The organism is Magnetococcales bacterium (genome assembly GCA_015228935.1).
In the GTDB taxonomy this organism is placed as follows: Bacteria; Pseudomonadota; Magnetococcia; order Magnetococcales; family DC0425bin3; genus HA3dbin3.
Genome location: JADGCO010000002.1, coordinates 16,349 through 41,487 on the forward strand (window position 1 = coordinate 16,349; position 25,139 = coordinate 41,487).

Sequence of the window (25,139 nt, forward strand, 5' to 3'; positions counted from 1 at the left end):
CCGTGATGATGTGATCCGTGATGATGTGATCCGTGATGATGTGATCCGTGATGATGTGATCCGTGATGATGCGACCCATGATGATGCGACCCATGATGATGCGACCCATGATGATGCGACCCGTGATGATGTGGATTGCCCGGCACCAGGATTCCCGTGATGATGCATATTGACCGGTCTGGGTCTCTCCCCCATGTCTGAACTGGCCACCCCGGATCAGGTACCTGAGGGTACATCCCCCCCTCTGTCGTTTGCATTCTGCAAACGGGCCGGGGTGTTGCTGCTTGGCAAGGGTGAACACGCGCTGCAAATTCTTTGTCGCCCGGATGTCACATCCGGGGCCTTGGCGGAACTGCGGCGATATTTCCGGCTTCCCCTCCAACTGGAGACCACGACCCGGGAAAATTTTGACCAGCGTCTGCGCCAGGAGTTTGAGGAAGGATCGACCCGCACCATCCAGGACATGGAAGAGATGGACAGTGCCATGGATCTTGGCGAGGTGGCGCAGCAACTGGCAGAACCCAAGGATCTGGCCGAAAGTGCCGATGATGCCCCCATCATCCGCCTGATCAACGCGCTGTTGACCGAAGCCGTCAAAAGAAATGCCTCGGATATCCATCTGGAACCCTATGAGGATCTCCTCGTGGTTCGTTTCCGGGTGGACGGGGTCTTGCGCAAGGTTTTGGAACCCAAACGGTCCGTGGCTCCCCTGCTTGCCTCACGGGTCAAGGTGATGGCCCGCCTGGATATTGCCGAAAAACGGCTGCCCCAGGATGGCCGCATCTCCCTGCGCATTGCCGGACGGGCCGTGGATGTGCGGGTCTCAACCATCCCAACTGGCCATGGGGAACGGGTGGTGTTGCGTCTTCTCGACAAAAAGGCCGGTATTTTGAGCCTGGAAGAGCTGGGCATGGTGCCCCTGGCCGTTGAGACCATTGACAAAATCATCAACAAACCTAACGGCATCATCCTGGTTACCGGACCCACGGGATCCGGCAAGACCACGACTCTCTACGCCATGCTGCAACGGCTGAACGACCACAGCCGCAACATCATGACGGTCGAAGATCCGATTGAATACAATCTGGAAGGGATCAGTCAGACCCATGTCAACACCAAGGTGGATTTGACATTTGCCCGGGGATTGCGGGCCATTCTGCGCCAGGACCCGGACGTGGTCATGGTGGGGGAGATTCGCGACCTGGAAACCGCTCGGATTGCCGTGCAGGCAAGTTTGACCGGACACCTGGTGCTTTCCACCCTGCACACCAACAGCGCCATCGGTGCCGTGACCCGGCTGCGCGACATGGGCGTGGAATCCTATCTGCTCTCTTCCAGCCTGTTGGCGGTTTTGGCGCAACGCCTGGTGCGTCTGCTCTGTCAAAACTGCAAACAACCACGCCAGCCCACCGCCGATGAACGACTGGCCATGGGCATCACCCCCGTTGAAAAAATGACCCTGTACGGACCCGGACAATGTCCGGCCTGCTCCGGAACCGGCTATCAGGGCCGGTCGGGTATTTACGAGCTGCTCGTGATGGATGATGCCATGCGGGGTCGGGTCCACGAATTGGCCGGGGAACTTGAACTGACCGGTCTGGCCCGCGCAGTTTCGGGAAGTTTGCGTGCCGATGGTTTGCGTCTGGTCAAGGCCGGATTGACATCTCTGGATGAAGTGATACGTGTGACACGGGAGGATTGATCCTTGGGGGCTTACGAGTATACCGCCCTGGATGCCAAAGGCCGCAACCGGCGGGGCATCCTGGAAGGGGACTCACCCGGTCAGGTTCGGCAGCGTCTGCGCGAGCAGGCCATGATCCCCCTGACCGTGGAAGAGGTCCGGCAATCCACCCGCAAAGGCAAAGGCATCGGAGGGGTTCGACGCGCCGATCTGGTCCTGGCCACCCGCCAATTGGCCACCCTGACCGGCTCGGGACTTCCCGTGGAAGAGGCCCTGGCCACTGTCTCCCGCCAGACTGACAATCGACGCCTGGGCAATATCATGCTGGCGATCCGGGGCAAGGTTTTGGAAGGACACTCCCTGGCTGCGGCCCTGGGCGAATTTCCCCTCCTTTTTTCGGAAATGTTCCGGGAAACCGTGGGGGCCGGAGAACAGACCGGACACCTGGAACAGGTGTTGGACCGTCTGGCTGTTTTCCAGGAAAACAGCCACAAGCTCCGCCAAAAAGTCATGTTGGCCATGATCTATCCGGCAATCGTCCTGGTATTTGCCCTTTTTGTCACCACCGCCCTGTTGACCTATGTGGTACCCCAGGTGGTGCAGGTGTTTGCAGATTTCAAACAGGATTTGCCGACCCTGACCCGCCTCATGATTTTTTTGAGCGATTTTTTGCGCCATCACGGTCTTGTGGTCCTTGCTATCGTTGCGACCCTGGTCATTTTGTGGCGCATGCTGCTGACCCGGGAACCGGTCAAACGCTTTTGGCATCACCTGCTTTTGAACCTCCCTTTGACTTCCCGCCTCGTGCGCGGCATCAACACGGCCCAGTTTACCCGCACCTTTGGCATTCTGACCGGCAGTGGCGTGCCCGTTCTGGAAGGTTTGCGCATTGCCAGCCGGGTGATCGACAATCGCCTCATGCGCGATGCCCTTCAGGATGCGGCCCGCCAGGTCCGGGAAGGCGGAACCTTGCACAAGGCCCTCGGTGAGAGTCGGGTCTTCTCCCCCCTGGTCATTCACCTGATTGCCAGCGGCGAAACAAGCGGTACGCTCGCCAGCATGCTCAATCGGGCCGCCGATGCCCAGGAGCGCGAAGTGGAAACCCTGGTCGCCATCCTGGCCGGAATTCTGGAACCCCTCATGATCCTGTTGATGGGCGGCATCGTCCTGACCATCGTCATCGCCATTCTCCTGCCTATTTTCGATCTGAACCAGTTGGTTCATTGATATCGAAGATCTTGAATGGCAAAAAATTCCCTCTGAAATATCCAGGAAAACATTAAACGTCTTTTACAGGTTTTTCACATCCGACTTGAGATATTCAACATGGGCGATCATGACAGTGGCTACAGACGGATTTTTTCCCACTCCGAAATGATTCGTGATCCCGCGCCGAGCCTTTACGGTATGGTTGGGTCGGGTCCTGTTGCCAAGACGCATTCCCGGACAAACAATCCCGGAAAAATCAGACTTGCAGGAGGTTGATGCCATGTTGGCCGAAACAGTGCAGGAATGGACTCAACAATGGAAAATGGAAGGAATCCAGGAAGGAATTCGAGAAGGAAGTGCCAATTTTCTTCTTCTCCAGTTGGAAGAAAAATTTGGCCATCTTCCCCATCAGATCCGGGAAAAAATCAGCAAAACAGAACACCCAACCCTGGAAAAATGGGGTATCCGCCTTCTGAAAGCCAATTCACTGGGAGAAATTTTTGACTCATGATTTGTCATGTGTACCGGCATCCCGGAAAAAAAACGATCAGAGAAAATAAGCCCGGAAAGCTTGATTGGTACGCTGGATCAACGCCGGTAATTCCTGGCCAAGTTGCAAGAGGGTTTTGTCATCGCCATTTTTGCCGGCCAGATCGGCCTCCAGGGCTGCATTGTAGAGTGCCCGTGCCCCGAAAGTTCCTGCACTGCTTTTCAGGGCATGCACCTCCAGATGAACAGCGTGGGCATCACCGCTTGACACATCGAGGAGAATGCGTTCCCGGCGTTTTTCGGCCTCCTGGATAAAAATATTCACCATGCGGGGAACCAGTTCCGGTGGCGTGTCCCGCGCCATCTGCTCCAGGACCGATGCATCCAGCAGGGGAACAGCGGTCAATACTGAACCCGAATCCGACTCCGAATTCGGCAAGGTGACTGGGTTGACCTGGGTTACCACAGTCTCAGATCGAGCCAGGAAGCCATGGACAGTTTCCAGAAGCAGATCCGGTTGCACAGGCTTGGTCAAATAATCCTGTGCCCCGATGGCCATGCACGCCTCACGCACCCCTGGAAACGTATTGGCCGTCAGGATGACGATGGGGATGACATTCCATGGATCGGCAAGTTGCCGAATCTGGCGGATGGCTGTCCAGCCATCCATGACCGGCATGCTCAAATCCATGAGGATCAGGTCGTAAACTGCACGGCTCAAGGCATCCAAACAAGCCAGACCATTGTCCGCCACATCCACCGCCAAGCCTGCCTGGGTCAACTGTTCTGCCACAATCATCTGAATGGTTGGACTGTCTTCCACCAACAAAATCCGTTTGCCGACGGGGAGTGCCGTGGCAACGGCCATGCGACCCATGACCGACGGCTGCAACTCCCGGCTCATGCGATTGAAGACCTGATTAGTCTCTTCCAGATCTACATTTTTTTGTTCCTGGATCTTCTCGCCATACCTCTCCTGCACGATGGCCTGCAATCCCGTCTGAAGATCCCGCAACCGCCGCAATACCCGTCCGCTCCACCACCAAGCCAAGACAACGCAGAACAACAGTCCCATGCCAGCCAGACACCAAATTGTGGCCCTCGCCGCCGGTTCCACGAGCGGTAGTGTGTATATCGCCAAGCTTCCCAGGATAATCGCCTGCAACAGCGTGACGGCAGAAGTAAATTTAAATTGCCAAAACATGTCGATAACCCATCCAGATACGGTATTCCGAAGCTGTTCATGGAATCGAATGTACCCTCCATCGTTCCATGCCATTCCAACCAGATAATCCGCTCATGATACCATTTTCATGGTCGTCTTGATATTTTTGTTTGTAAACATCAAAAAATAATTGTATACATACTCTTGTAAATATTGATAAAATCGGTTACAAGGTTGTTGCAAGATGTTATCGTCCCACTGAGAATGCATTCAAAACCATTATCTATACCATCCATAAAAATTTTTTCAACCAAACCGACACTCATTGGCAACCCGATCCTGGTTTCAACAGACAATGGAAGCAAAAATTTCACTCCAGAGATATCTTGTTGCAACGCTGGTCCCGGCGCTTCTCGTGCTGGTTTCTATTTATCGAATCATTTCAAATTTCAATCAAGAAATCCATTTTGCAAAGGCAGAAATTTCCGGTTTGGAAAACATTATTGAATTGCATGATTATGTAACAATCTTACAGAAAATTCGCGGATTTGCCCAGATCCACATCCAGGAAATGAGTCAAGATTCAAAAGACAGCATAAACATCCCCTGGTCTTTATTGAATGAGAAATTAAAACACAACGATAAAACCTTGCCGCAAGAGTTTTTGGAACTGACACAGACCATCAAACGTGATTTCAATCCGAATGGATATAACACATCAATCCCGAGACTTCTTTTTGACATCCATACTCAGTTGATCAATCGGATTCATGATATTATCCGGAATCTGGCATTCCAGTCACACCTGTCGAACGATTCGGATGCGAACATTTACAATATAAAAGAATTATTATTGATATACTATCCAGATCTGGGAGAATCCATAGGGCGTCTGCGTGCCGTGGTCAGTGCCATTCTGGCATCCGGGGAGGTGAGTCATCTGGACCGGGTACGGTTTGGAGAAGTGCTGGGTAACGTCAACCGCAGTCTGGAAAGAATCCGGGGAATCCACCGTTTTTTCCAGAGTCAATCCGGTTCCGAACACGCAGTCCTGAGCTGTTTTGCCAAGAATATGGAACCCAACCTGATGGGGGTACTTAATTTCAGCAATACCCTTTTATCTGATCAGATGGTCAATACGGATCCCAGATTTTTTTTCTCGGTTGCCACAAAGGTCATAGAACAAAATGTGACCTGTCAGCATCAATTACACGATCAATTACGTACAACGTTTGCCATCAGGCTTGAACAGATCCGCTTTCATCGCGACTTTGTCCTGGGTGTTGCCCTGGTGCTGGTATTGTTCATGTTCGGCTTTATTACAGATTTTTATCGACGCAATCGCCGGGCCATCGTTGATCTGGCCGAGAGTCGGGAAGAAATTGTCCGAGTCCTGGAAGTTGTCAGGAACCATCGTGATAAGCTTGCTTATGAAAGGGATATTGTCGAAAGTACCCTTGAGAAAATCAATCAATCAACAACGTTTGATCATAAAGGGGCATCTTTTCTTTCTGCCCCATTGGAGAGAATATCCGGTGATTTTCTGCTTTCCGCCACCCGTCCGGATGGCGTCCGGCATTACATGCTGGGTGATTTTACGGGACATGGACTTCCTTCGGCTTTAGGCAGTCCCATGGTTTCCGACATATTTTACACCATGACCCGCAAAAATTTTGACCCTCTTGCCATTATGACCGAAATCAACACCAAAATGCTCATCAAACTGCCCCGGCAACTGTACCTGGCCGTTGCTTTTCTGGCACATGATCCAACCCGGAAACAGCTCCTGATCTGGAATTGCGGAATTCCGGAACTGTTGCATTTTCGTCAGAACACATGTTTCCAGGCCTATCCTTCTCGACACGTTCCCTTGGGAATCCTTGCCGAACATGAACTTGAAAGCGTCATGCAGCGGGTGGATGTTCTGGAGAGGGATCGGGTCTACGCATTCTCCGATGGATTTGTCGAGGCACAAAACCGGGATGGAGTCATGTTTGGTGTCAGCAACCTGCAAAAGACACTTGGCTACATTATCAAGGAAAATCAACCTCTTTCGGTCATCATGGAGCAGGTCCAACATCATCAGACCGGGCCTCGGAACGACGATCTGACCTTGTTGGAACTGGTATTTTGACTTTTCGTGTCGAAGCTTCGGCGAGAAGAAAAAAAGCCGGTTATGGGGAAGTAACCTGGTCGGTACAGGTTGAAAGCCAATGTCTGATTATGGGGGCGTATTCTGGTCGGTACCGGTTGAAAGCCAATGTCGGAGAATTCTGCGCAGATCCTCGCCCCGGATGGGCTTTGCCAGGTAATCATCCATGCCAGAATCCAGGCACTTTTCCCGGTCACCCTGCATGGCATTGGCCGTGAGGGCAATGACAGGTATCCTCCGTCCATGATTTTGTTTCAGTTCGTCTTCTCTGAATTTTTTGCAGGCTGTGTAGCCATCCATGTTGGGCATCTGACAATCCATGAGAACCAGGTCATAGCGGGTGGTAGTCAATTTGTCCAACGCCTCGATACCATCGTGGGCATCGTCAATCAGAAAACCGTGGCGCTTTAAAATGCCCCGCACGACCGTCCGGTTCACGGAATCATCATCCACCAGCAATAACCGAACATTGGGTGGAAAATTGTATGGACTGATTTCCGGGAGACTTTTGTCCGAGACATGGGAAACAGCGGGGATCCCGAAAGGAAGATCCACCGTGAAAAGTGAGCCGACGTTGACCTGACTGTCAACATGAAGATATCCCCCCATCAGCTTGACCAGACGCTTGGTAATGATCAAGCCAAGACCAGTGCCCCCGAATTGTCTGGTCGTGGAGCTGTCTCCCTGGGAAAATACCTTGAACAGTTTGGAAAACTGAGCGGGGTGAATCCCAATACCGGTATCCCGAACCCGGCAACAAATCCAGATGACATCCTTGGCCTGGCGCGTGGATTCCACTTCCAGCGTCACCATACCCTCCGTTGGGGTAAATTTGATGGCATTGGAAAGAAGATTGGTCAATATTTGCCGCAGGCGCAGGGAGTCCCCCACAAGCACGGTTGGTGTCGCGGGATCCAACCTGACATCCAGCAGAATATTCTTCTTTTGTGCAAATCCCTGAAAAATATCCATCAGATTATTCATGATCTCCTGTAAATCAAACCGGGCATTTTCCAGAACCAGTTTGCCAGCCTCGATTTTGGAAAAATCCAGGATATCGTTGATGATGTTCAGGAGATTGTTGGCTGAATGGTGGATGGACTCGACATGCGCACGATCCTCAGCACGCAATTGACCCTCCCGAAGAAGTTCCGTCATGCCCAGAATACCGTTCATGGGCGTGCGGATTTCGTGACTCATGGTGGCCAGAAATTCACTTTTGGCCCGATTGGCATTGTCGGCCATCTGTTTGGCCTGTTGCCAGGCATCTTCACTTTTTTTCCGGTCGGAAATATCCATGGCGACATGCAGACGCGCCTGTCTGCCGTCGTTCCACGGAATGGTGATCCCATTGATGTGAAACCATTTTCCTGGCAGGTTCAGATTGGATTCCCACTGCAAAATGCTGGTTGGGTTACCCTGGGCATCCAACCATTGACCATTCCGGCAAACAGGGCAGGGAGCATCCCTGCTTTCATGAAACACTGCCCAGCAGGTCTGTCCATTCTGCCCTTCGAAGTGTTCTCGGCCATACCTGTTCATGAACAGAATTTCGTAACTGGTCTGATCGGCGACAAAGATCAGGGCCTGAATACTGTCCAAAACAGTCCGGAAGCGTTCATTGGCTTCCTGGAGTTCCTGTTGCTGTTTGCGGAGGGTGTTTTCTGCCCTGGACCTGCGAATCAACAGGTTCAGACGATTGCGCAGAATGGGCCAGTGGATGGGTTTGGTCACAAATTCTTCGACCCCTGCTTGAAAAGCCGCATCGATCAGGTCCACTTCCAGGGCAACGCCCGTGATCATGACGACCGGAATTTGCCGCCCTGCAGGGGTAGCCTTGATTTGTGAGCAAACCGTGACGCCATCCATGACAGGCATCATGGCATCCAGGAGGATGATGTCGGGCCGCGACGATTGTTGAAAAGCCGATAATGCCTCCCCCCCATCCATGGCCTGAATGACGACATAGCCGATATGGCGCAAGGATTCGGAAAGCCATTGCATCATGAACGGATCATCTTCGGCCAACAGAACCAAAGGCCGGTGTTCCATGGTATCAGGTGGGAGGGATGTGTGATGCAATGTGGTTTCTTTCTATTTGACGATTGTCCTGGCCTATAATAGGCCGATACATGGCTTTGAACGCAACCACAAAGTTGACTCAGGCCCATGGCACCCTTTTCAGGGATCCTGACGGAAATAAATATAATTTCCAGATAGTTTTAACAATACCTTGCAACAACGAGTTTTACGCCTGGGGCGAATGACTCAGAGGCTGTCTAATAACTTGTTAATTTCAAAAAACGAATGAAAAACCGGCATCGCATCCTTGCCCGTGCAGGACTACGAGGAACGTTTTTGGGTTACCGTGCAGCCCTGACTTGACGTGGAAGGTGCAGAGGAAACCGGTGCAGAAGAGGTCGAAGATGTCTCCGTGGCCAGCCGGCCCAATTCAGGAATATTCAATAAAAACGCTACATTGCCATCGGGAAGAAATGCCGTTCCGGAGAGAATGGTCAAGTGGGAAAAAAGGCGCAGCATGGGTTTGACCACCAGATTGATCGGATCGGCAATTTTTTCGACGGCCAGGGCAAACTCCCCTTCCTCGGTATGCAACAACACCACATGGCAGACATTACGGGCGTTCAGGGCAGTTGTTTTTGAAACAGCCGGCGACACAGGGGATTGGCCGTGCAGAAGTTGATCCAGGGGCAACAAGGGAAGGAGACGATCCCGAATTCGAACCATGTATCCGTGCAGCTTGCTTTCAATGTTGCGTCGCACGTCGTCGCCAAAAAATGAAAGCAATTCCAGAATATTGGCCTGGGGAACGGCGTATTGTTCCTCTCCGCTGGAGAGCAACAGCGACGGAACGATGGCCATGGTTTGCGGAATCCGGAATCGAAACCGGGTGCCCTTGCCGAGATGGCTGGAAATGGCCATGGTACCACCCAGTTTGGTGATGGCATTTTTGACCACATCCAGGCCGGTACCTCGACCGGAAATTTTGCTTACCTGTGTCGCTGTGGAAAAACCGGGTTCGAAAATAATCTGGAACACTTCTTCATTGGACAGTAGCGTGGCGTCCTGAAGATTAAGCAAACCCTGTTCAACGGCCTTGGTACGAATTTTTTCCACATCCAGGCCCCGACCATCGTCGGCGATTTCGATAAAAATCTGTCCATGTTTTTGTTCGGCCAGGAGCTGGACACGCCCCACGATGGCTTTCCCGGCAAGTTCCCGGTCACGCAAATGCTCGATGCCGTGATCCACCGCATTGCGCAACAAATGCCCCATGCACTCCTTAAGGGCCAAAAGGACATTTCTGTCCATTTCGGTCTCCTCACCTTGAATATCCAGGATCACCTTTTTGCCGGTTTCCATGGCAAGGTCGCGGACCAGGCGATGGTAGGGTTCCCAGATGGTGCCAATGGGTTGCAGGCGATATTTGAGTACCTCTTCCTGGAGTTGATGGATCCGGTTTTCCATCCCCTCCAAAGCCTTGCCGGTCGCTGTTGTCTGATGCAGAAAGGCATACCGCAACTGATTGAAGGTCGAGCCCAGTTCTCCCACCATGTTCATCAGGGCGTCGAGTTTTTCGATGGACAGGCGAACGGTTTGCAGACTGGGAGCGTGGGCACTCTCCCGGGCAGGATCTTCGGAGGGATGCTGGGGATCCGGATTGCCGCCATCCCTGGGGTGACCCGGGGCATCGCCGGGGCCACATCCCAGTGTGAGTCTTTCCAGGATTTTGATCTGGCTGGAAAAATCCGGATTTCCTTCACTGCCGCATTTTTCAATCACAGCCAATGTGCGGCGGACGGAGTCCAAAATTCCGAGAAGGGCGTTGCAGGTTTCCTGATGGGCGACAATTTTATTTTCGCGTAAGAGATCAAGCAGATTTTCGGCAGCGTGGGTGAGTTCTTCCAGGCGGGTAAACTCCATCATCCGGCAGTTTCCCTTGACCGTATGCATATCACGAAACACGGTATTCAGGAGTTCAACATTGCCGGGATCCATTTCCAGATCAAGAACATCCTGTTCAATTCTGGCCAGGGCTTCCCGGTTTTCAGAAAGAAACTCTGCCAACAAGGCTTTCATGGTCTCTTCATCAAACATGGACGCTACACACCCTGTGGATCATTGGTGATCGGAAACAAAAGGGGGATTACCGACGATGCTTCCATTCACCGGTGGTCGGGAACAGGAACCATACACATGTCGGGCATTCCCTGTCTGCCGTATTCCCTGATGAAGGCCAGTTCAATGCGATTTCGTCCACCTTCTTTTGCAAGATAGAGTGCCCTGTCCGCCATTTCGATCAGCATATCCGGCATTTGATCCGCATGGGGAACCAGGGTGGCAACACCGATACTCATGGTCACATGCTCGGCCACTTTGGAGTGGTGATGGGGAACGGCCAACTCCCTGACGGCATTGAGCAGACGGTTGGCAACCCCCAGGGCACCCGGACCGTCGGTATCCGGCAGGACACAGGAAAATTCCTCACCCCCATAGCGGGCCACGAGATCCACCGAACGATTCATGGATCTTTTCAGGGCATGCCCCACACGCCGCAAGCATTCATCTCCGGCGGCATGGCCGTAATGATCGTTGTAGGGTTTGAAAAAGTCGATATCCATCAGGGTCAGGGAAATGGATGTCTGCTTGCGTTTGGCCCGGGACCATTCAAACTCTAAAAATTCATTGAAGCGCCTGCGGTTGGCAATACCGGTCAATCCATCTTCCTTGGCCAATATTTCCAGGAGATCACGGCTCCTTTTCAGTTCGATATGGGTACGCACCCGGGCCAACACCACGGCAGGACAGAATGGTTTGGTGATATAATCCACGGCACCTGTTTGAAAACCTGCTGTTTCCTCATCTGCATCGTTCAGAGCCGTGATAAAGATGACGGGCAGATTTCGGGTACGGAATCCTTCTTTGATCTTGCGACACACTTCATAACCGTCGATACCTGGCATCAAAATATCCAGCAGGACCAGATCCGGCAATTGTTTGCCTTCGAGTCTTTTCAACGCCTGCTCGCCGCTTTTGGCAACGATAATGGTGTATTCTTCCCTTAAAAGATTCAACAGTACATCTATATTGAAACTTTCATCGTCAACAATCAGAATGACGGGTTTTTCATGCATTGCGTGACGCCCCTTGAAAATTGAAAAAAGTACAAAACATGAAAAAACTAGAACGAAACGCCCAAATTCCGGGCCAACTTTACCAAAACATCCCTGGCAACATCAAATTCATAGTCAGCCATGCAGGATTCCATGATCGTCAACTCCTGGGAATTTGTCATGGACAAACTCTTTTTCAACTGTTCCAGAATGTTTGCAGCATCGGCGTCACCACGGTCCAGGAGAGATGCCAACTGGTGACAAAGAAGTGAAACATGATCCCGGGTATTCTGGTCAAGTTTTTCGGAACACGCATCAATTCCTTCGTTGGATGACTCATGGGACAAGAGACTTGCATGGCGAGGAACCTCCAGGTCGGCCAACGTCTGGATGACACTCTGCAAAGCTTGTTGAAACGGATCCAACAGGGCTTCGGCATCGGCCATGTTGGCATTTTTCAAGGCGGCATCGAGATTCCGAGTAATTTCATATAAATCCTGGGAACCCAGGGTACCAACAACGCCTTTGAGGGTGTGAACCAGGCGCTGGGTATCTTTCAGATTCTTTGAGGCAAAACCGGCGCGTATCTTTTCAGCCGCATCCCGATAAGAATGCCGAAAATCCTGCAAAAGTTTATGATAGAGCTGCTGATTTCCCCCCAGACGTTGCAGCCCGGCATGCAAATCAAAACCGGGAATACTTGCCGGTAGCCATACAGAGTCCGGCACCAAGGTTGCCGGGCAGGATTCGTTGGCTGGCAACGACGTTGATTTTGGCGTTGTTGCTGCTGATGATATTATTGTTGGCGTAGATGATGTTGTTGGTGACGTTGATGTCGCTGGCTCTGCCGCAGAAAAATCCCGAGGTTTGATCCACCGGAACAAGGTATTATAAAGGTGACGAGGATCTATGGGTTTGCTGATATGTTCATTCATGCCGACCGCAAGGCATTTTTCCCGGTCACTGGCCATGGCATTGGCTGTCATGGCGATAATGGGCAATGCAGTCCAAGCGGGATTGTTGCGAATTCTGCGTGTGGCCTCGTAACCATCCATTTCAGGCATTTGAATGTCCATAAACACGAGATCGAACGACTCTTCCGCCAGGGCCGCGAGACTTTGGAAACCGTTCTGGGCAATCCGCACCTGAAAACCGGCCTTGTCGAGAAGCTCACGGGCAACCTGCTGGTTGATTTCGTTATCTTCCACCAGCAGGACTTTGGCACCCCGCAGATGAGACAATTGCTGCATGGTTTGGTGATCGTTTTGTCGGGCAGAGAGGAGATTGTTCGAGCGATGTTCCTCCTCGCCCAAGGCGGACAGAATGGTATCGAACAGCAGGGAAAGGCTGACCGGTTTGATCAAAACGGAACTGAGTCCCACACCTTTGGCAGCGTGCAGGACCTCTTCCCGGCCATAGGCCGTCACCATGATGACTTTTGGCATTTTCTGCTCAGGAAAGAGACGGCTGATTTCTTCCGTGGTGCGTATGCCATCCATTTCCGGCATTTTCCAGTCGATGAAGACCATATCGAAAGGATCATTGACCCTGGCCTTCTCCAGTTCGACGAGGGCTTCCACACCGGAAGCCACCGGTGTGACCTTGAAGGAAAAAGACTCCAGGGCATGTTGCAGGATTTCGCGTGACGCGGCATTGTCATCGGCCAGCAGGACTCGCAAACCGACATATTTATCGTTCGGTAACCGGAAGCGGCGACGCTCCCTGTTGGCGCGTCCGAAACAGGCCGTAAAATGGAAGGTACTTCCCTGTCCGACAATACTCTCTACCCAGATACGCCCTCCCATCCTGTCAACCAGATGCCGACAAATGGAAAGACCCAGACCCGTGCCACCATATTTTCTGGTCGTTGAACTGTCGGCCTGGGTGAAAGGCTGAAAGAGACCGGATATGTGTTCAGGCGTCATGCCAATGCCGGTATCTCTGACACTGAAATGGATGGTGATCGACTCCTCAGTCAGCGTCTCCAATTCAACGGCCAGAATCACTTCACCCTGCCGGGTGAATTTGACGGCATTGTTGGCAAGGTTGACCAGCACCTGCCCCAGACGGAGGGGATCCCCCACCAGTCCCAGGGGCAGGTTTTTCGCAACATGGAAACAAAATTCAAGGCCTTTTTCATCGGTCTTGATGGTTACCAGATTGGAAACATTGTGCAGGACTTCATCCAGATGAAACGGCACCTGTTCCATCTTCAACATACCCGCTTCAATCTTGGAAAAATCCAGGATATCATTGATAATCCCAAGCAGGGATTGAGCTGAAGATTGAATCTTGTTCAGATAATCGAGTTGGCGAGGATTCAATTCGGTTTGCAACGCCAGATGGGCCATGCCGATGATGGCATTCATTGGGGTCCGGATTTCATGGCTCATGTTGGCCAGAAAATCTCCCTTGGCCTGACTGGCACTTTGGGCCATTTCCTTGGCCAGCCGCAGTTCTTCCGTCTGCTCACGCAGAATCTGTTCGCGAGAAACGGTATCTGTGATGTCCTGGATTTGGATAAAGCAGCAGAATGTCCGATCCGCAGCACGAACTCCATTGATCAGGACCAGTTGACTCATCCGCTCATCCACGTTTCGATTCGCAGCCGGCGGAAAGATCGGGAAGGGTCGATGGGTCAGTTTATGCGAAAGCGTGGTGGGCAGTCCCTGCGAAAGGGCATTCTGAATCCCCCGCATGATGCGGCTGTGCGCCAACTCCGGAAAAACATCCGTGAATTCACGCCCGACCACGCCAGCTTCAGCAAGCCGGGAAGCCCTCTCCATCCAGCGATTCCAGAAAACAATCCTGGATTGCTGGTCGAGAATGATCACCCCCTGGGAACTTTTTCCAAGTATCTTGCGAAAGAGATCAGCATCCAGAGTATCATTCATGAAAAAACAACCAGACATTTTTAATTTTCTGAGACATCATTCGACGACAAATCAAAACTGGGACAATATTCTTTCCAACTCCCTCTTTAACATTTTCATATCCTCATGGCTGAAAAGCATGATGATATATCCATGCAGAGAATTTTTTATTCTGTCATCGTCTTCATTGGTCTTGAAATCCATCATCAGAAAAAAAACCTGCTCATCCTGGACACTCCTGTCATTCATGCCTTCATCGACCATTCTATGTGTAGAAAGATCGAGGAGCGCCCGACATTCGGCCTTGAAGAGTTCGGCGGGATCGAATTCAAAGTCCAGGTTGATCATCTGGGTAAAACTGGACAAAAACGAATTGAGAATGACGTTGCCGACATCAAGGAGGGTTTCCTGTTCCAACTCGGTCAAGGTTTCCAGGGGGGTGTTTTCACCCAAAAGAGTACGCACGAGTTCCAAACCCTCCGCTCCCGGAAAAACGAGCAGGGCCGTTCCAGACAACTCTCCGGAAAAATTTTGCCGGATGGCCACCAGACGATCCCCTTCGTGATGGTCGATCAAATGCACGGCATCTTCCAATGAAACCACGTTCAGTTGCGGCAGGGAGAGGAGAATTTCATGATCGACCATTTGACTCAGCGAGTCGGCGGCCATGCCCAGCCCAATGTTCAAGAACTCTTTCAGGGCATCCTGTTCAAGTTCGGTCAGTTCCATGTTTTGTTCCCGATGGCATGTCATTCATTCACATTGGACACCATCCAACCATCATCACCAACCCTGATTTTAAAATCATTTCTGAACATCATCCATTGGTTGCGGACAATCTGCCCCCCCCCTTTCCGGATCCTCATGGTGCTGCTGCTCTGGAGAACCCCTTTCCGGGTCCTCATGGTGCTGCTCTGGAGAATCTCTTTCCGGATCCTCATGGTACCGCTGCTCTGGAGAACCCCTTTCCGGATCCTCATGGTGCTGCTCTGGGGAATCTCTTTCCGGATCCTCATGGTACCGCTGCTCTGGGGAACCCCTTTCCGGATCCTCATGGTAATGCTCTGCTTGATCGCCTTCTGGACTCTCACCTGTTTCATGGCGAGGAAACAATTTTTCTCCCAAGCCACGTCCAGAGCGACGGCGACGGCGGCGGCGACGCGGTTTTTGTGGTGTGGCGGAGGGTGTATCACCTTCCGGTTCGACGGGATGTTCATCACTCTTTGCAGCAGGATCGCCGGTGAGCCGATAGAGACCCGGTACCCCCGTACCTTCGGTTCCTTCCGGAACCGAGGTGACCGAGGTGGTCTGGAGAGAGGATTCTGCATCGGGTGCCACCGGGGAGACGGCAGCGCCATTGGCTGCTGAAGTGGTTTTACGGCGTCGGCGACGGCGGCGCCTTTTTTTATCACCGCTTTTTTCCCCATTGGCCTGTTCGGATGGGGCAGCATTGCCGGAACGGGCTGTCTCTCTGGAAGTGCGACTGCCACCCCGGGCGGGGAACTCCCCATCACCGGGTCCTTCGTCCTCATCATCCTCATCGTCTTCATCCCGGATGAACTCCTCATCGTCTTCATCGAGGCTGTCATCCCCGTCATCATCGTCTGGTTCGGACTTGGCCTGTTCCGCAGCTTTCTCTTTGGCAGCCGCCTGGATGATTTCGTTTTCTCCGCCCTGGCGTTCGACCGTTTCCTTCCGAAAATTGGGTGTCTGGATCCCTTGATCCGAAAGGATCACGATGGTGAGGTGGTGGGTCTCTTCCAGGGAGATGATCTGGGCGCGTTTGTGATTGAACAGATAATTGGCCACATCCGGAGGAACATGGTAGGTCAATCTTTGGAAACGATTGGTGGCGGCCTCTTCCACGATCAACCGCAGCACATGAATGGCCATTGACTCCACGGAACGAATGGTACCCAACCCCTCACAGCGGGGGCAAAGCGTCCGGTTGGACTCGCTGAAGGCAGGTTTCAGGCGTTGCCGGGAGAGTTCCAGCAGACCGAACTGGGAAATGCGGCCAATCTGGCTTTTGGCCCGATCCAGTTTGAAGGCATCCTTGATGCGCTTTTCCACTTCGGTATTGTGTTTTTTATCCTCCATATCGATGAAATCGATGACGATCAAGCCGCCCAGATCCCGCAGACGGAGCTGGCGGGCGATTTCGTCGGCGGCCTGGAGGTTGGTCTTGAACGCAGTGGACTCCACATCTTTTTCCCGGGTAGCCCGTCCGGAGTTGATGTCGATGGAGACCAGGGCTTCGGTCGCTTCGATCACCAGATAGCCACCGGCTTTCAGAGGGATGACGCGCTCGTGCATCATCTCGATCTGATTTTCCACCTGAAACTGGGCAAAAATGGGTTTGTTTTCCCGATAGGGCTGCACCACCTTGACATAGCGGGGCATGAGCAACCGCATGAAATCCTTGCCCCGGCGATAGGCTTCCTGGCCGTGGATCAGGATTTCGGTCATGTCGGTGGTATAGAGATCCCGGATGGTGCGCAGGATCAGGTCCCCCTCTTCGTGGATGAGGCAGGGGGGTTTGGCCTGGGCGGATTTTTCCTGAATGCGCTTCCAGAGGCGGAGCAGATAATTCATATCCCGGGTGATTTCCCGCTTGGTGCGGCCCAACCCGGCGGTGCGGATGATCAGGCTGACGTCCGTGGGAACTTCCAGACTGCCCATCAGCTCCTTGAGGTGTTTGCGTTCCTGGGGATCGACGATTTTGCGGGAGATGCCACCACCGCCGCCGGAATTATCCGGCAGCAGGACCGTGTAACGTCCGGCCAGAGAGAGGTTGGTGGTGAGAGATGCCCCTTTGTTGCCACGGGCTTCCTTGACCACCTGGAGCAGCAGGGATTGCCCCCGGGTGAGTATTTTCTGGATCGGCAGGATGCGGCGGCGATTGGCGGCCCGGCGGACCCGGGTAGGAACTTCTTCATCGGTTTCGTCGCCGTTTTCGTGTTCCTCCCCTTCATCGAGGAGTTCTGCCGGATCGACATCCTTCTCTTTATCCTTGTCCTTGTCCTTGTCCTTGTCCCTGGCTTTCTCGGGCTTTTCCTTCCCTTCCGGGGGAGGATAATATTTGGGATGAATGTCGTTGACCGACAAAAAGCCCTGGCGTCCGCCATTGAAATCCACGAAAGCCGCTTGCAGGGCTGGTTCCACCCGGGTCACGCGCCCGAGGTAGATATTGCCCTTGATTTGTTCCTTGGTTGAGGTTTCGATGTCCAGGTCGATGAGACGCTGATCCTGGACGATACCCACGCGGATTTCTTCCGGATGGGTTGCATCCACCAGCATGCGCTTGTTCATTGAAGTATTCTGCTCCCCAGTGCAATCTGTTTGGCATCTCCGCCGCCCACTTGGGATCCCCCGGATGCCCCAGGACGGTGAGACGAAAATGCATGTTATTGATTCCCATGACAAAAAAATGTTCTTTTCAAAATATCAACCAGCACCAACCCGCTCATTGTAAAGACTGCCAAACCATCTGTCGACCACACACATGGTCTCCACCTTACAATCTTTTGGCAAAGGAAGCAAATTTGACTGATCATGACGGCCTGGTTCGTTTCCCGGTTCGCCACCGGGTGGTGGAAGCGGATGCCGTGGGGATGCGGCTTGATCGCTTTTTGCAAAAAGAAATTCCTTCTCTGCCCATGTCGGCTTTGCACCGTTTGTTGCGGACTGGGCAGGTGCGGGTTGACGGGGGAAGGGTGCGGGGCGGGGAGCGGTTGCTTCTGGGCCAGAAGGTCCGGATTCCTCCGGTTCACCTGTCGGTTCAGGATCCTGCCACAGAGACACCTGCAACAAACCGGCCCTCCGACGCCTGGTCGGCGGCCCTGGTTGACCGTATCTGTTACCGGGATTCCCATCTGCTGATTGTCGATAAACCCGCCGGCGTGCCGGTCCATGGCGGCAGTGGTCAACCGTGGGGTCTTGTGGATGGGATTCGACGCTGTATGGAGATGCGCGGCGAACCGATACCCGAACTGTGTCATCGTCTTGACAAGGATACATCAGGATGTTTGATGTTTGGTCTGGATCTGCCCACCATGCGGGCCATGGCCCAGGCTTTTCGCCAGGGCGAGGTGGAAAAGCGTTATCTGCTCCTCGTGCGTGGGACGCCTTCACCCCATGAAGGCGAGATTGCCATTCCCCTGGTGCGGGGCACGGTGCGCTCCGGCGAGCGGATGGTGGCCAGCGGCCCGGACGGCAAACCGGCCCTGACCTGGTACCGCACCCTTGACCATTTCGGAACGGCATCCCTGGTGGAGGCCAGGCCCGATACCGGACGCACCCATCAAATCCGGGTCCATTTTCAGTTGTGGGGGCACCCCATTGCCGGCGATCCCAAATATGGCGAACGGGAATTCAACCGGCACATGCGCAAGGCAGGCTTGAAACGCCTGTTCTTGCATGCGGCCCAATTGAATTTCGTCCATCCGCACAGCGGTGAACCGATCATGGTGCAGGCACCCCTGGAAAAGGCATTGCACCACCTTCTGGAGCGGCTGCAAGCCGGGGTTTGAAAATTAAAAATACACGAAACGAATAAGCCCCTTCCTGCGCCAAAGAAGGCACAGGAAGGAGCGGTTCTGGGGTTTTCTCTTTGCGGGTGGGCGTGGACGGAAACTCTGTCTGAAACAAATTTTCAGCTCATACCGGCCACGATGGCCCGGCGCAGTTTTTTTCGGAGCCGCCGGACGGCCTCAGCCTTTTTCCTGCGCCGTCTTTCGGAGGGCTTTTCAAAAAATTTCCGTTTTTTCATTTCCCGGAACATGCCTTCCCGGTTCATTTTTTTCTTCAGGACCCGAATGGCCTGATCGACATTATTGTCGTATACCTCAACCCTCACGAAAATCCTCTCCTTCCGGTTGCAAGCACAATGGGCAGGTTCATGAATCTGAACCAAAACCCGGCCAGTCTAGTTGAATTTTCAGGAAGATTCAAGGTTTTTTTTGTTCCGGGCCATTTCCGGTTATTTTTCTGGCAGGCGTTTCGCAAGATTTTTTTGAATAAAATCCGCCGTCAAACGATGCCCGGCACCGTTCCAGTGGATGTCTCCCTTGAGAAAATGTTGCTCCACGAAGGCCAGGGTTTCGGTCTCGGGTCGCGTTTTGATGAACACCGGAAAAAGATTCAGCAGGTCAATACCGCGTTTTTCACACCAGGCTTGCCAATAGCGCACATAAAAAGAATCCATCTCCCCCCGAAATATTTGATCGGGCCAGGGATAGATGCCTACTGTCAGGCGAATATTATTTTTATTCAACAGATCGAGCAGGCGATCCATGAACAGGCCCATTTTTTCCAGGCCGGGGGGACCGAACGTGGATCCGTCATATGTCCAGGAACTCCCTTTTTGATCACGCCGCCCGGTATAAGCGGATGTTTTTTCCTCAAAGGAAAAATGCATGCCAAACCGGCGCATTTCCAACAGGTAACGGAGATATTCAAGAAAAAACAGATTGTCCCAGATCCATTTGACCCGCCAGGATTTTTCGGCCCGGACCCGATCCCGGCGACCATAGGGATCATCCAGATTGTACAGAACGCGATTGTTGGTTTCATCGAGGGTGTATTTCAATTGTTCGTCCAGGGCGTCGGAAAGATCGAGCATGACGATCAATTCATTGAAACGCAAACCGGCATTGTTCAACAAATACCGGATTTTCTGGTAGTAGAGGGTCGGCGAATAGGATCCGACTCCGGCATTGAGGACATCAATGCCCTGGGGACGCAACCAGGAGTCGATCCGTCCGACGTAGGAGTCCGGATAGCTGAGACCGACGCCTTCCGTGAATGAATCCCCAATAAACACGATGCGATATCCATCGTGGACTCGTGGCACGACCCGGGAGGTGTTGTCTTTCATGCCCAGCGAATTGGTGACGATGCGAAAGCGACTGTCACCAAACTGGCTGATGCCGGCAATGTTGGGGGCCAGTCCATGATGAAACACCGGATCCGCCACCCGAAAATCCTGTTCCCCAAAAAATTTTCGAGTCAACTGGTCGTGCCACGAGTGCCCTTTGAACAGGCGATAGGAGAGTCCGGCAGCCAGATCAAGGGCCAGAAGCAGCATCACCACAACACCACCGAGAACCAGCCAGGAATGTCGTTCAAACCGATGCATTTCTGATTATTCTCCACTTAAATCAAAATTTTCTGCATTCGACACCATTCACCTCTTCGGTCGAGGTTCGCAAGACTTGTCTTCGATAAAATGTTCGGCCTGGAAATTGAATTCTTCTTGGAAAGAAAGATAATACTGAAGCTTCTGTCCCAAACCCCACCAGACCGTTATTCTCGATGGCTCCAGTGAGGGAAGCCTTGATCAAACAGTCCTGTTTGTCAAGGAAGTCGTCGGAGTGTATCGCCACCACAACAGCCGCAGGTTCCCTTCTCTAGAATGGAGCGGGAGGTTCAAATAATCTTCGGCAAAAAATGTTCCGTTGCACACAGAGGATCCTCCACTCCGGCCATGACAAATCCCCGACGGCGCGAGAGACAGGCTGGACATGTGCCGCAGGGTGGATGATGGTCTTTGCAGCAGGTGTGGGTATATTGCATGGCTGTCATGCATTCGGGAAAACGACTGCCAAACAGGATGGCACCTGCTTTGTCCATATGGATGAGGGGGGCGTGAATCTTGATCTTGCGTCCCAGCCCGGCCGAGATGGTTTTGGTCATCTGCCGGATAAACGCCATCTGACACTCTGGATAACCCGCAATACTTTCCCGACTGGCCCCGACAACCAGATGAGTATGCTTCATGATACCGGCCCTGTTTGCAGCCAGGGCAAAATACAAGAGATGGCGTCCCGGAATAAACATTTTTTCCTGACAGGGCGTTGCCAAGTTGTGACCCGTGTTTTTTTTGGCTTCCCCGGCTTTGGCGGTCAGGACAGGTTCGAACCCCTGAAGCAGGGTACCCATGGGAATGATTTCAAGGGGAATTTTGGCCATATCCGCAATTTTACAGGCACTTTCCAGTTGCAACGGGTGGTCGTGAGCATGGTTGAAGGTCAGGGCCGCAATCCTGGAAAAGCGATGCAAAGCCCAGAAAAGCGCAATGGTGCTGTTCTCCCCGCCGGACAACATGACCAGTGCCCTGCCGCTCCCGGCTTTGGGTCGTTTTCTCTCTTCAGCAGGCACTTCCTGCCACTCCACGGATTGCCGACGGGCGGATGACACTCCGAAAGTATGGGTGTTTTCAAGAGAACCTGCCACCATCGTTTTCCGCCCCCTTCCTCCCGCCATGATCCCTGCCGGACAGTCATTTTACAGCACATGTAATTGATTTATGTGTTCATCTTCCCAATGCCAAACATCACACGGACGGTCCGGAATGGCACAGGAAATCGTTCGTCCGGCTGTGAATATGCGTCCGGTTTACCATTCTCGCCATTCTGGACAACGTTTGTCAATAAACTTTTTGCGGCAGAGGTTGTTCTGGTGGTGTCATGCCCCTGTGCGGCAAATCTGGAGGAACAAAATGATCATGGCCAAAAGAATTTTTCCGACGATCCGGATCGTCTCCGTGGCCCATGGTCGCCAGGAAGCAGATGCGGATATCCAGATACATTTTGATACCATGGTCGCCATGCCGGAGAGTGTGATATGGTCTGTCACCAAGCGTGATGGGGTGCCGGATTTGAAATGTGATATGGTCTGTCACCAAGCGTGATAGGGTACCGGATTTGACGATCCGTTGTTCCGGATCAATAACGCTCATGGCCGGACATATGGAACGAATGGAAAGAGGCGCAGTCGATGATTCAGATCAAGACACCCGCAGAGATTGCGGCCATGCGAGCCACCTGCCGTCTGGCGGCTGCGACCCTGAACATGATTGCCGATCATGTGCGTCCGGATATCTCCACCGATGAACTCAACGATATTTGCCATGCCTATATCGTGCAGCACGGAGCCACGCCATCGCCACTGAACTATCGCGGTTTTCCAAAATCAATCTGTACCTCGATCAATCAGCAGGTATGTCATGGCATTCCGGGTGAGCGTCTCCTGAGGGAGGGTGATATTGTCAATGTGGATATCACCACCTGTCTGAACGGGTTTCATGGCGACACCAGCCGGACATTTCCAGTGGGACACGTCAGTACCAAGGCAGAAAAAATCATCCAGGTGGCACGGGCGTGCCTGGAGGTTGGCATCGGGGTTGTACGTCCCGGAGCGCATTTGGGTGACATCGGAGCCGCCATAGAAAGCCTGGCCAAATCACATCGCTGTTCCGTTGTGCGGGAATATTGCGGTCATGGCATTGGCAGGGCGTTTCATGAAGAACCCGCCGTCCTCCATTATGGAACCCGGGGCGAGGGACCCATCCTGAGAGAAGGCATGATTTTCACCATCGAACCCATGATCAACCTGGGCCGGGCAGCCATCAAACTCCTGCCCGATAAATGGACCGTGGTCACCAAGGATCACTCCCTCTCAGCCCAGTTTGAGCATACCGTCCTGGTCACCTCGGAAGGTGTGGAAATCCTGACCTTGGCAGATGAACCTGTGTAACTGCGTGCAGTTTTCTGCCTGCATTTTCTCAGGCACCCGTCTTTGTCACACCTTGTCCGAAAAAATATCGTCCAGGGATTGGGCATCAAAGATTCTAAGACTCCACACCTCCAAGGTTGAGACATCAGCCTTGACAACTTTTTCTCTGGCCCAGTCAGGTATCGTGCCAAAGCGACGTTGCAGGAGATGTGTCAGCATTGTGGCTCTGCTTTCCTGACGTTCTTGCACCAATCGATGATCCAACTTCAGCAGGGAAAAAAGTTCTTCGGTAGGTGTGGCATCTGCCATACATTCAAGCCACTCTTTGCCAAGTTGCGCAACCTGCTTTATCGTGATTCTTTCCATCTCTGGACTGTTCAATGAACCTTTCATCTGCAATCTCCATAAACCGACAGTAATCCGACTGAATTCCTCAGAAAGTCTGAACAACCCGGTACGTTTGATTGTTTCAAACGCTTTTTTACGCTCTTTCTGGCGACTTGCGAAACATTTTAACGCGGCATTATGAGCTTCATCTGCCAATTCGTTCAAAAGGATCAACCGAAGAACACCGCCCCAAAGTGGCTCGGTTTCATAAACGCCGTCTGGACCAACCGGCTTGAATACATATCTTTGGAGAAATTCCTGCCTGGGCGTTTTGGAACTGATCATGACACTGCGCAATTGACCTCTTTTCAATCGCGCAGTTTCCAGGTACAGGGTGTCGTACACCGTCAACCTGGACAGGGTATCCTCATTCAGGCTTTCGGTCATCTTCAATTCAGCCAGAATATGGTCTGCCTGGAGGTCTCTCAACCCGTCTGCCAGGCGCAAACGTTGCGCATCTGTCCAATCGCCACCTTGTTTTCGAATCAGGACCAGATCCGCCTTGGGTGGAGCCATGACGACCTGGACCTCTGAAAGCACCTCGATGCCGACTGGTTCCAGAAAGACTTTCAGCGTTTCGCCAGCCAGACAATGCCAGCAGATGGCTTCATTCCCATTATCCAGGATTTTATCCTTTCAGTCCAATGAAATCTGTCCGACAGGCACGCTGCAAAGTCAGGAAAAAAGCCGCGCCCACCCGCTGAACGTGATCCATATCTGGACCAGACCAACAGGAAAGATGACGATTGCGACAACCTGACCAGGGGCAGTTTATTCCGGCAACGTCTGCTCATACGACAAAATATGGGCCGGTTCCAACTCGGGAAGCATGCGCAGGGAGATCATTTCCTTGCCGGGTTGGCCGTTACGCATTTTATGGATCACTTCCCAGGGATTTTCCCGGGCGGCTGTTCCCAAATGTTCCGGTTCCTTGTCGGTGCCAAAATTGATTTTTTTGCCATCCATGCCGTGACAAAACGCACAGATGGTTTGATAAACCTGGATGCCCCGTTTTGGGTCTCCCCTGGCCTTGCCCTGGTCGTCAATAAACTTTGTCATGTCAATCTGTCCCTTGGCGACAAACAGACCCAGGGCATATGCAGCGTCGTCGGGAAACATTTCCGGGGTATAGCCGTGAGTTGGCTTTCTCAGCAGGGCCACCACATCGGCTGGATCCCGTCCTTGCCAGGCCTGTATGCCTCGAATCCCCGTGGCATGCTCGCCCTTGGCAAACCGGCCATCCTTGCCCAGATAATCCCAACCATGACACTCCTTGCACCGCCAAGTCACCATGCCCTTTTTGGTACCGGTTGCCGGATAGGCTGGATGGGTGGTTTTGGGCGGTTTGATGTTCAGGGTCACGCTCCAGTCGTCATACAGGCGGCCACCCAATGCCAACAAATATGGCTCGGTCAATTCGTCAGACCCTGCCCAGAGAGATTTCATGGCCAATCCGAATACAGCCCCCAACACCATACCCATGACGACGTGGTTTTTTTTCATGATATCCCCTTTCAAAATATCGGCTGCC

Annotated in this window: 19 protein-coding genes; 7 read left to right on the top strand and 12 right to left on the bottom strand. The window is 52.6% G+C overall.

Translation table 11 applies throughout. From position 1 onward, the window contains the following. Positions 1-193: 193 nt before the first annotated feature. From gspE to HQL65_01360, 3 genes are all read left to right on the top strand, one after another. Positions 194-1,702, top strand: coding sequence for a type II secretion system ATPase GspE (gene gspE, locus HQL65_01350; protein ID MBF0134858.1), 1,509 nt, complete (start codon positions 194-196; stop codon positions 1,700-1,702). A gap of 3 nt (positions 1,703-1,705) precedes the next feature. Further along, on the top strand, positions 1,706-2,908 hold the full coding sequence (gene gspF / locus HQL65_01355; protein ID MBF0134859.1) for a type II secretion system inner membrane protein GspF: 1,203 nt from the start codon (positions 1,706-1,708) through the stop codon (positions 2,906-2,908). Between the two features lie 154 nt (positions 2,909-3,062). Beyond that, positions 3,063-3,401 carry a DUF4351 domain-containing protein gene (locus HQL65_01360; GenBank protein ID MBF0134860.1) on the top strand — a complete coding sequence of 113 codons (339 nt, stop codon included), beginning with the start codon at positions 3,063-3,065 and terminating at the stop codon, positions 3,399-3,401. Positions 3,402-3,437: 36 nt separating this feature from the next. Here HQL65_01360 and HQL65_01365 read toward each other — a convergent pair whose 3' ends face one another. Next, a complete protein-coding gene (locus HQL65_01365; GenBank protein ID MBF0134861.1) occupies positions 3,438-4,583 on the bottom strand; it encodes a response regulator in 1,146 nt (381 codons plus the stop codon). A gap of 814 nt (positions 4,584-5,397) precedes the next feature. On the opposite strand from HQL65_01365, the gene HQL65_01370 reads away from it, so the two are divergent. Next, positions 5,398-6,678 (top strand): serine/threonine-protein phosphatase, encoded by a 1,281-nt coding sequence (locus tag HQL65_01370; protein ID MBF0134862.1) that lies wholly within the window; start codon positions 5,398-5,400, stop codon positions 6,676-6,678. 87 nt (positions 6,679-6,765) lie between these two features. Here the strand turns inward: HQL65_01370 and HQL65_01375 are convergent, their stop codons facing one another. The 6 genes from HQL65_01375 to HQL65_01400 all read right to left on the bottom strand — a co-directional run bounded on the left by HQL65_01375 (position 6,766) and on the right by HQL65_01400 (position 18,016). Next, positions 6,766-8,778, bottom strand: a complete 2,013-nt coding sequence (locus HQL65_01375) for a response regulator (protein ID MBF0134863.1) — start codon at positions 8,776-8,778, stop codon at positions 6,766-6,768. Positions 8,779-9,039: 261 nt separating this feature from the next. Continuing rightward, positions 9,040-10,815 (bottom strand): Hpt domain-containing protein, encoded by a 1,776-nt coding sequence (locus HQL65_01380; GenBank protein MBF0134864.1) that lies wholly within the window; start codon positions 10,813-10,815, stop codon positions 9,040-9,042. Between the two features lie 68 nt (positions 10,816-10,883). Next, positions 10,884-11,852 carry a diguanylate cyclase gene (locus HQL65_01385; GenBank protein MBF0134865.1) on the bottom strand — a complete coding sequence of 323 codons (969 nt, stop codon included), beginning with the start codon at positions 11,850-11,852 and terminating at the stop codon, positions 10,884-10,886. 47 nt (positions 11,853-11,899) lie between these two features. Beyond that, positions 11,900-14,725, bottom strand: a complete 2,826-nt coding sequence (locus tag HQL65_01390; protein ID MBF0134866.1) for a response regulator — start codon at positions 14,723-14,725, stop codon at positions 11,900-11,902. A 51-nt stretch (positions 14,726-14,776) separates the two neighbouring features. After that, complete coding sequence (locus HQL65_01395; protein MBF0134867.1) at positions 14,777-15,433, bottom strand: chemotaxis protein CheC; 657 nt, start codon at positions 15,431-15,433, stop codon at positions 14,777-14,779. A gap of 75 nt (positions 15,434-15,508) precedes the next feature. Then, entirely contained in the window at positions 15,509-18,016 is a 2,508-nt protein-coding gene (locus tag HQL65_01400) for an Rne/Rng family ribonuclease (protein ID MBF0134868.1), read from the bottom strand. Between the two features lie 233 nt (positions 18,017-18,249). On the opposite strand from HQL65_01400, the gene HQL65_01405 reads away from it, so the two are divergent. After that, a complete protein-coding gene (locus tag HQL65_01405; protein MBF0134869.1) occupies positions 18,250-19,236 on the top strand; it encodes an RluA family pseudouridine synthase in 987 nt (328 codons plus the stop codon). A gap of 122 nt (positions 19,237-19,358) precedes the next feature. Here HQL65_01405 and HQL65_01410 read toward each other — a convergent pair whose 3' ends face one another. The 3 genes from HQL65_01410 to HQL65_01420 all read right to left on the bottom strand — a co-directional run bounded on the left by HQL65_01410 (position 19,359) and on the right by HQL65_01420 (position 21,940). Continuing rightward, the gene (locus HQL65_01410) at positions 19,359-19,562 is read right to left on the bottom strand and encodes a 30S ribosomal protein S21 (GenBank protein MBF0134870.1); all 204 of its coding nucleotides are present in this window, start codon (positions 19,560-19,562) and stop codon (positions 19,359-19,361) included. Positions 19,563-19,685: 123 nt separating this feature from the next. Further along, on the bottom strand, positions 19,686-20,843 hold the full coding sequence (locus HQL65_01415) for a hypothetical protein (GenBank protein MBF0134871.1): 1,158 nt from the start codon (positions 20,841-20,843) through the stop codon (positions 19,686-19,688). Between the two features lie 290 nt (positions 20,844-21,133). After that, positions 21,134-21,940 (bottom strand): 7-cyano-7-deazaguanine synthase, encoded by an 807-nt coding sequence (locus HQL65_01420; GenBank protein MBF0134872.1) that lies wholly within the window; start codon positions 21,938-21,940, stop codon positions 21,134-21,136. A 271-nt stretch (positions 21,941-22,211) separates the two neighbouring features. On the opposite strand from HQL65_01420, the gene HQL65_01425 reads away from it, so the two are divergent. Next, positions 22,212-22,397 carry a hypothetical protein gene (locus tag HQL65_01425; protein ID MBF0134873.1) on the top strand — a complete coding sequence of 62 codons (186 nt, stop codon included), beginning with the start codon at positions 22,212-22,214 and terminating at the stop codon, positions 22,395-22,397. 86 nt (positions 22,398-22,483) lie between these two features. Further along, positions 22,484-23,242 carry a type I methionyl aminopeptidase gene (gene map / locus HQL65_01430; protein ID MBF0134874.1) on the top strand — a complete coding sequence of 253 codons (759 nt, stop codon included), beginning with the start codon at positions 22,484-22,486 and terminating at the stop codon, positions 23,240-23,242. 45 nt (positions 23,243-23,287) lie between these two features. Here the strand turns inward: map and HQL65_01435 are convergent, their stop codons facing one another. Continuing rightward, complete coding sequence (locus HQL65_01435; protein MBF0134875.1) at positions 23,288-23,959, bottom strand: DUF4351 domain-containing protein; 672 nt, start codon at positions 23,957-23,959, stop codon at positions 23,288-23,290. Positions 23,960-24,379: 420 nt separating this feature from the next. Next, on the bottom strand, positions 24,380-25,111 hold the full coding sequence (locus HQL65_01440; GenBank protein MBF0134876.1) for a hypothetical protein: 732 nt from the start codon (positions 25,109-25,111) through the stop codon (positions 24,380-24,382). Positions 25,112-25,139: the final 28 nt, after the last annotated feature.

Bases quoted from the DNA above. Each gene is read 5' to 3' on its own strand.
- map (MBF0134874.1), top strand. From the start codon at position 22,484: ATGATTCAGATCAAGACACCCGCAGAGATTGCGGCCATGCGAGCCACC.
- HQL65_01400 (MBF0134868.1), bottom strand. From the start codon at position 18,016: ATGAACAAGCGCATGCTGGTGGATGCAACCCATCCGGAAGAAATCCGC.
- HQL65_01365 (MBF0134861.1), bottom strand. From the start codon at position 4,583: ATGTTTTGGCAATTTAAATTTACTTCTGCCGTCACGCTGTTGCAGGCG.
- HQL65_01380 (MBF0134864.1), bottom strand. From the start codon at position 10,815: ATGTTTGATGAAGAGACCATGAAAGCCTTGTTGGCAGAGTTTCTTTCT.
- HQL65_01425 (MBF0134873.1), top strand. From the start codon at position 22,212: ATGGCCAAAAGAATTTTTCCGACGATCCGGATCGTCTCCGTGGCCCAT.
- HQL65_01390 (MBF0134866.1), bottom strand. From the start codon at position 14,725: ATGAATGATACTCTGGATGCTGATCTCTTTCGCAAGATACTTGGAAAA.
- HQL65_01440 (MBF0134876.1), bottom strand. From the start codon at position 25,111: ATGAAAAAAAACCACGTCGTCATGGGTATGGTGTTGGGGGCTGTATTC.
- HQL65_01395 (MBF0134867.1), bottom strand. From the start codon at position 15,433: ATGGAACTGACCGAACTTGAACAGGATGCCCTGAAAGAGTTCTTGAAC.
- HQL65_01415 (MBF0134871.1), bottom strand. From the start codon at position 20,843: ATGCATCGGTTTGAACGACATTCCTGGCTGGTTCTCGGTGGTGTTGTG.
- gspE (MBF0134858.1), top strand. From the start codon at position 194: ATGTCTGAACTGGCCACCCCGGATCAGGTACCTGAGGGTACATCCCCC.
- HQL65_01385 (MBF0134865.1), bottom strand. From the start codon at position 11,852: ATGCATGAAAAACCCGTCATTCTGATTGTTGACGATGAAAGTTTCAAT.